Genomic DNA, 6,949 nt, shown 5'->3' on the forward strand with positions numbered 1-6,949 from the left:
TGTTTTTGTGGTTATTAACATTCTATCAAACAGGTCCAAATGGACTTTTTATTTTCTATCAAGTGTTCAATTTAATTTTACAATCGGCGTAATTAAAAAAATAAGAGAAAATGCGATTTTATCTTATTTTTTTAATTATGACTAGATATTTTTTTGTGTTTTGCTATAATAGAAACTAACATTAAAAAATAATGTGAAGATTAAATAAAAAGTAAGGAGCTGCAAATATGGCTAGATACTTAATAAAGCGTATTTTATATATGATCCTCACTTTGTTTATTGTAGCAACGGTAACCTTTTTCTTAATGAAATTGATGCCAGGATCACCGTATGCCAATGAAGCAAAGATGACGATGACGCAAAGACATATCATGGACCAACAATATGGTTTGAATAAACCAGTATGGCAACAATACTTGATTTATATTGTCGGTATGCTGCACGGTGATTTTGGAACAAGTTTCCAATACAGTAATCAACCTGTCTCATCATTAATTGGTGCTCGTCTCGGTGCTTCAGTTCAATTAGGTCTTCAAGCATTGATTCTTGGTGTTGTGCTCGGCGTTATCGTTGGTGCGATTGCAGCCATGAAACAAGGTACTTGGGCTGATTCTACTGCAACTGTTTTTTCAATTATTGGTAAATCTGTTCCTAACTTTGTTTTAGCAGTTCTTCTTCAATATTACATTGGTTTAAAACTGGGATGGTTCCCGATCGCTGGTTGGGGTCAATTTTCTCAAACCATCTTGCCAACTATTGCTTTAGCTGTAGGTCCGCTTGCTGAAACGGCTCGATTTATTAGAACTAGCATGGTTGATACTTTGAGTAGTGACTACATTGAATTAGGTAAGGCAAAAGGGTTAAGTAGAATGGAAGTTATTAGAAAGCACGCAATGCGTAACTCAGTAATTCCATTAGTGACTTTGATTGGACCTTATGCTGTAGCGTTGATGACTGGTTCAATGGTTATTGAAAATATTTTCAATATCCCTGGAATTGGTGAACAATTCGTTAAGTCAATTTTGACTAATGACTATCCAACAATCATGGGTATTACAATGGTCTACTGTATTGGTCTAGTAATTGTTCTTTTAATCACTGATATTGTTTACGGATTAATCGATCCACGAATTAGATTAGCAGGAAGTGAGGCTTAGAGATATGGATGAAAAAGATTTAAAACTTAGTCCAGATGCTTTTGAACCTTTACCAAAAGGACAAGCTCAAGATAGTGAAAAAATTGCTGGGCCTGCACTTTCATTTAGTCAAAATGTTTGGATAAGATTCAAACAAAGAAAAGCAGCTGTAATTTCTGCAATCGTTATTATTTTTATGGTTATAGTTGCTTTTGGTTCAACGCCATTTATTAATAAATCTACATTGGTAAAATCACATCCGCAGTACGCTAATTTACCTGCTAAAGTTCCGGGATTGAGCGCTATTAATGGTCTTAACGGTAAAATTAAGCAAAATGGCCAATGGGTTGATGCCTATGCTCAAAATAATGTTCCTAAGGATAAGTATTTCATAGCAGGAACTGACTACTTAGGTCGTTCATTAGGTCAAAGAATTATTTATGGTACAAAAATTTCTTTAATTGTTGCTTTAGTAGCTGCTTTCTTTGATTTAACGATCGGGGTTATGTATGGAATAATTTCTGGTTGGAAAGGCGGAGGAGTCGATAACGTTATGCAACGGATTATCGAAATTATTTCTTCCGTTCCTAACTTAATTATTGTGGTTCTAATGTTGGTTGTTTTAAAACCAGGTATTACTTCAATTATTTTAGCAATTGCTATTTCAAGTTGGACGACAATGGCCCGGCAAATTCGTGCAGAAACATTGAGTTTGAAAAATGAAGAATATGTTTTGGCAGCACAGTCATTAGGTGAATCAGGTTGGAAAATTGCATGGAAGCATCTTGTTCCTAATTTATCAAGTTTAATCATTATTCAAACCATGTATACTATCCCAAGTGCAATCTTCTTTGAAGCATTCCTAAGTTTTATTGGTATTGGTATCACTGCACCGGAAACCTCACTTGGTGTGCTTCTGAATGAAGGCCAAAAGAACTTCCAATTCTTACCATATCAGATGTGGTATCCAGCAATTGTTTTATGTATCTTGATGATTGCATTTAACTTACTTGGTGATGGCTTGCGTGATGCATTTGACCCTAAAGGACAAAGATAGGAGGCAAAACTAAATGCCAAAGAAAATTTTGGATGTTAAAAATTTGAAAATTGATTTTCACACTTATGCAGGTGAAGTAAAGGCAATTCGTGATGTCTCCTTTCATTTGAATGAGGGAGAAACCTTGGCAATTGTTGGTGAATCAGGTTCAGGAAAATCTGTTACTACTCGTTCAATTATTGGACTTCTTGCTCGTAATGCTCAAATTATGGGTGGAGAAATAAATTTTCACGGTAAAAATTTATTGGATATTTCTGAAAAAGAATGGCAAAAAATTCGTGGTAATGAAATTGCCATGATTTTCCAAGATCCAATGACTTCACTGGATCCAACCATGAAGATTGGTCAACAAATTGCTGAACCTTTGATTAAGCATAAAGGCGTTTCAAAAAAAGAAGCTTGGGCTAAGGCTTTGGAAATGATGAAAGCTGTTGGTATTCCTAATGCCGAAGAGAGAATTAATGAATACCCTCATCAATTCTCTGGTGGTATGCGACAAAGAATTGTGATTGCAATTGCTTTAATTTGTGAGCCAGAAATTTTATTAGCAGATGAACCAACTACTGCGTTAGATGTAACAGTTCAAGCAGAAATTTTGGATTTAATGAAGGATTTACAAAAGAGAGTAAAGACTTCAATTATCTTTATTACCCACGATTTAGGTGTTGTTGCCGGAATGGCAGATCGAGTTGCTGTAATGTACGCTGGTGAATTTCTTGAATATGGTACTGTTGATGATATCTTTTATAATCCACAACATCCATATACCTGGGGATTGATTAATTCAATGCCAACTTTAGAAAGCGATACTTTGGAATCAATTCCGGGTACACCCCCAGATTTACTTGATCCACCTAAGGGTGATCCGTTTGCACCAAGAAACAAGTATGCAATGAAAATTGATATTGAGCGTAAGCCACCATTTTTCAAAGTATCAGATACACATTATGCGGCTACTTGGTTACTTGCACCAGGAGCACCTAAAGTAGAACCACCGGCTGAAATTCAAAGACGTTGGAAGAAATTTGAATTGATGCAAGAAGAAAATAAGGTACAAAACTAGCAACAGCGAGAGGAGATTTATATGTCAGAAAAAGAAAAGATTTTGCAAGTAAAGCATTTAAAGCAATACTTCAAAAATGGACGTACAATCACTAAAGCTGTAGATGATGTGAGTTTTGATATCCATAAAGGAGAAACCTTCGGTTTAGTAGGTGAATCAGGTTCAGGTAAAACTACGACTGGCCGTTCAATTTTACAGCTTTATCAACCAACTGCTGGTGAGGTTATCTTTGAGGGAAAAAACATTGAAAATCTGAAGAAACGTGAAGATAAATTGAGATTTCGGCGTGACGCACAGATGATTTTCCAAGATCCATATGCATCATTAAATCCTAGAATGACAGTAGAGGATATTATTGCGGAAGGTTTGGACATTCACCATTTAGTTAAATCAAAAGAAGAACGTCGTCAGAGAGTAGAAGAATTACTTGAAACGGTTGGCTTGAATAAGAATCATGCTAGTCGTTTCCCTCACGAATTTTCTGGTGGGCAGCGTCAAAGAATCGGAATTGCACGTGCATTGGCAGTAGAACCTAAATTTATCGTTGCAGATGAACCTATTTCGGCGTTAGATGTTTCGATTCAAGCGCAAGTTGTTAACTTGATGATAGAATTGCAGAAAAAGCATGGGCTAACTTACTTATTTATTGCGCATGACTTATCAATGGTTAAATTTATTTCTGACCGCATTGGTGTTATGCACTTTGGTAAGTTACTCGAAGTAGGACCAGCCGATGATGTTTATGATCGTCCGTTGCATGACTATACTAAGAGTTTGATTTCGGCAGTTCCAGTGCCTGATCCAGAAATTGAACGAAATCGTAAGCGTATAGACTATGATGTACAAAAAGAAGAGGGCGATGGTAAAGAACGTACCATGCATGAAATCCGTCCTGGACATTTTGTGCGTTGCAGTGATGATGAAGTTGCTCATTATCAAAATGTTGCTGCTAGCTATGAATAAGCAAATCCATCCTTGAAGGATGGATTTTTTGATATATTTCTTGAAATTTGGTAAGGGTGCTAGTAAAGTAGAGCTAATAATTTTTTGAATGAGAAAAGGAGAGTCATATGTCTAACTGGGATACCAAATTTGCCAAAAAAGGTTTAACTTTTGATGATGTTTTATTAATTCCGGCAGAAAGTCACGTTTTGCCCAATGAAGTTGATTTAAGCACTAAGCTTGCCGATAATATCAAATTAAATATTCCATTGATCAGTGCAGGAATGGATACTGTTACTGAGGGCGCAATGGCAATCGCTATGGCTCTTCAAGGTGGACTTGGTGTAGTACACAAGAACATGTCAATTCAAGCTCAAGCTGGCGAAGTAGCCAATGTGAAGAGCGTAGTCGTACCAAGCAATGCGACTAAGGCTGCAGTCGATGATCAAAATAGATTGCTTTGTGCAGCTGCAGTTGGTGTAACTAGCGATACTTTTGAAAGAGCTGAAGCACTTCTTGAAGCTGGTGCGGATGCAATCGTGATTGATACTGCTCACGGTCATTCAGCTGGTGTTTTACGTAAGATTAAAGAGATCCATGATCATTTTCCTAAGCAAACTCTGATTGCCGGTAACGTTGCAACTGGGGATGCAACTAGAGCATTATTTGATGCAGGTGTTGACGTAGTTAAAGTTGGGATTGGACCTGGTTCAATTTGTACTACTAGAATTGTTGCCGGTGTTGGTGTTCCGCAAATTACAGCTATTTATGATGCTGCTTCAGCTGCACGTGAGTACCACAAGCCAATCATTGCCGATGGTGGTATTAAATATTCTGGGGATGTAGTTAAGGCTTTAGCAGCAGGTGGTAATGCCGTCATGCTCGGTAGTATGCTTTCAGGAACAACTGAAGCACCTGGTGATATTTTTGAAGAAAATGGCAAGAAGTTTAAGCGTTACCGTGGTATGGGCTCTGTTGGTGCGATGGCTCAAGCTCATGGTTCAAGTGACCGTTACTTCCAAGGCGGCGTTAACGAAGCTAATAAATTGGTGCCAGAAGGTGTTGAAGCTCGTGTAGAGTACAAGGGCGACGTGAGTGATGTAGTCTTCCAAATTGATGGGGGACTTCGCTCTGGTATGGGTTACTGTGGTGCCGCAAATATTCCTGAGTTGATTGAAAAGGCACAATTTGTTCAAATCACTAATGCAGGTTTGCGTGAATCACATCCACATGATGTCCAAATGACTAAGGCTGCTCCAAATTATAAGTAGAAGAAAAAGGATTAAAAAAAGACTTAATCTAGACATTTGCTGCTAGATTAAGTCTTTTTCGTTTATCTTAAATAATTAAGCAAGTGAGTCCCATGCAGGAAGATCAGTGATTGGGCCTTCAGCAAGTTCCTTTTGCTTGTCAGTCAAATACTTCTTGTGAACAACAACTTCGTAAACGTAATCGTTGAACCATTCGTTGTTCATTACATAGTAACCCTTAGCACCGGACTTGTCGCCCCATGAGTTTTCAACTTTCCATTGACGAACTTCACCGTTGTCTTCATCAACACCAACTAAAGTCATGGCGTGAGAAACTTCGCCGACACCGGTCTTTAATCTGTCAGCCTTTGACATTTTAAGATCAACGCCGAATAAGTCGTCTAATTTGTAAAGGTTAGTGTCAAGGTAACCAGTCTTGCGGTCCATTTGACGAAGAACATCGTTACCAAACCAAACAGCTTCGCCATCCTTTAATTGGGCAATTGAAGCAGCGGTCAAGTATTCCATTGGCACGTTCAAAAGCTTAATTCTGAGTGAACCAGAAACGTTGTCTTCTGCTGGTAAACCATAAAGCTTGCCATATTCGTGATCTGGAGCGTTAGTTAAAACAACGTAGTCATCAAAGTCAACGTCGCCTAAGTACTTGTGTAAGAATTCAAGTGGAGTAAGGTCTTTTTCTAAGTGATACTTCTTATCGTCATCGCGATATTCAAGATCAAATTTCTTAGGTGGCTCACCAACAGCAATGGCAGTCATTTGGTAAACTTCGCTCAAGAACTTTTCACGGGTCTTTTCGATTTCATCGTCTTTACCATATTGCTTAAGGTGACGAAGAACCAAAGCATCTTTCTTAAGCTTGTCACCAAGTGCAGTCGCAAAGCCAGTAGTATCGTTAGTGTTGAAAGTTTCAGGCATAGCGTATGAAGGAACAACACCGTATTTTTCAACTAATGCAGCAGCCATTTGGAATTGACCACCATCTGCACCAGCAAAGTCTAAATCACTTTTAACTTGGCGAGAATCAAGTGGCATGTCAGCACTGTCCAAAATACGGTTGTAGAACATGTTGGCACGTTCAATCTTGTCCCAGAAGAAGTTGTAAGCTTGTGAGAAAGTAAAATCCTTTGCCTTGTATTTCTTGCCGAATTCATGACGTAAAACGTTTAATGTGGCAAATAACCAGCAACGACCTGAGTGCTTTTGGTTGGTAACATTATCAGTATCAAGTTCAGTTGAAAAAACGCGGGTTAATTCGCTTTGAACGCGGTCATTGTAAGAAGCTTCAAGTACACCGCTACGTTGAGCAGCACGAGCAACGACTTCGTTTTTAGGATTTTTATTAAAATCGGCAGAAAACTTTTCCAGTTCCTGCACAGTTAATTCATGAGCCATTAAAAAATCTCCTTTTTTCATTTTTAATTTTTTCGCCGATTGTAAAATCAAGTTGAACACTTTATAAAAATAAAAGTCCATCTGGACC

General features: G+C 38.0%; 6 protein-coding genes. 5 read left to right on the top strand and 1 reads right to left on the bottom strand.

Annotation, left to right across the window (positions count from 1 at the left end; all coding sequences use genetic code 11):
* Window positions 1-227 precede the first annotated feature (227 nt).
* From opp3b to CP368_RS08820, 5 genes are all read left to right on the top strand, one after another.
* A complete protein-coding gene (opp3b, locus tag CP368_RS08800; protein ID WP_087176546.1) occupies window positions 228-1,157 on the top strand; it encodes an oligopeptide ABC transporter permease in 930 nt (309 codons plus the stop codon).
* Window positions 1,158-1,161: 4 nt separating this feature from the next.
* Complete coding sequence (locus CP368_RS08805; RefSeq protein ID WP_087235722.1) at window positions 1,162-2,193, top strand: ABC transporter permease; 1,032 nt, start codon at window positions 1,162-1,164, stop codon at window positions 2,191-2,193.
* Between the two features lie 13 nt (window positions 2,194-2,206).
* Complete coding sequence (locus tag CP368_RS08810) at window positions 2,207-3,256, top strand: ABC transporter ATP-binding protein (protein WP_098044363.1); 1,050 nt, start codon at window positions 2,207-2,209, stop codon at window positions 3,254-3,256.
* 21 nt (window positions 3,257-3,277) lie between these two features.
* Window positions 3,278-4,219 (top strand): ABC transporter ATP-binding protein, encoded by a 942-nt coding sequence (locus CP368_RS08815; RefSeq protein ID WP_098044364.1) that lies wholly within the window; start codon window positions 3,278-3,280, stop codon window positions 4,217-4,219.
* 107 nt (window positions 4,220-4,326) lie between these two features.
* A complete protein-coding gene (locus CP368_RS08820) occupies window positions 4,327-5,469 on the top strand; it encodes an IMP dehydrogenase (protein ID WP_098044365.1) in 1,143 nt (380 codons plus the stop codon).
* A 75-nt stretch (window positions 5,470-5,544) separates the two neighbouring features.
* Here CP368_RS08820 and CP368_RS08825 read toward each other — a convergent pair whose 3' ends face one another.
* The gene (locus tag CP368_RS08825; protein ID WP_098044366.1) at window positions 5,545-6,861 is read right to left on the bottom strand and encodes a C1 family peptidase; all 1,317 of its coding nucleotides are present in this window, start codon (window positions 6,859-6,861) and stop codon (window positions 5,545-5,547) included.
* Window positions 6,862-6,949: the final 88 nt, after the last annotated feature.

This window comes from Lactobacillus sp. UMNPBX17 (assembly GCF_002553735.1).
GTDB classification, from domain to species: Bacteria; Bacillota; Bacilli; order Lactobacillales; family Lactobacillaceae; genus Lactobacillus; species Lactobacillus gallinarum.

Coding starts and splice junctions, on each gene's coding strand:
- CP368_RS08825 (WP_098044366.1), bottom strand. CDS start 6,861: ATGGCTCATGAATTAACTGTGCAGGAACTGGAAAAGTTTTCTGCCGAT.
- opp3b (WP_087176546.1), top strand. CDS start 228: ATGGCTAGATACTTAATAAAGCGTATTTTATATATGATCCTCACTTTG.
- CP368_RS08805 (WP_087235722.1), top strand. CDS start 1,162: ATGGATGAAAAAGATTTAAAACTTAGTCCAGATGCTTTTGAACCTTTA.
- CP368_RS08815 (WP_098044364.1), top strand. CDS start 3,278: ATGTCAGAAAAAGAAAAGATTTTGCAAGTAAAGCATTTAAAGCAATAC.
- CP368_RS08810 (WP_098044363.1), top strand. CDS start 2,207: ATGCCAAAGAAAATTTTGGATGTTAAAAATTTGAAAATTGATTTTCAC.
- CP368_RS08820 (WP_098044365.1), top strand. CDS start 4,327: ATGTCTAACTGGGATACCAAATTTGCCAAAAAAGGTTTAACTTTTGAT.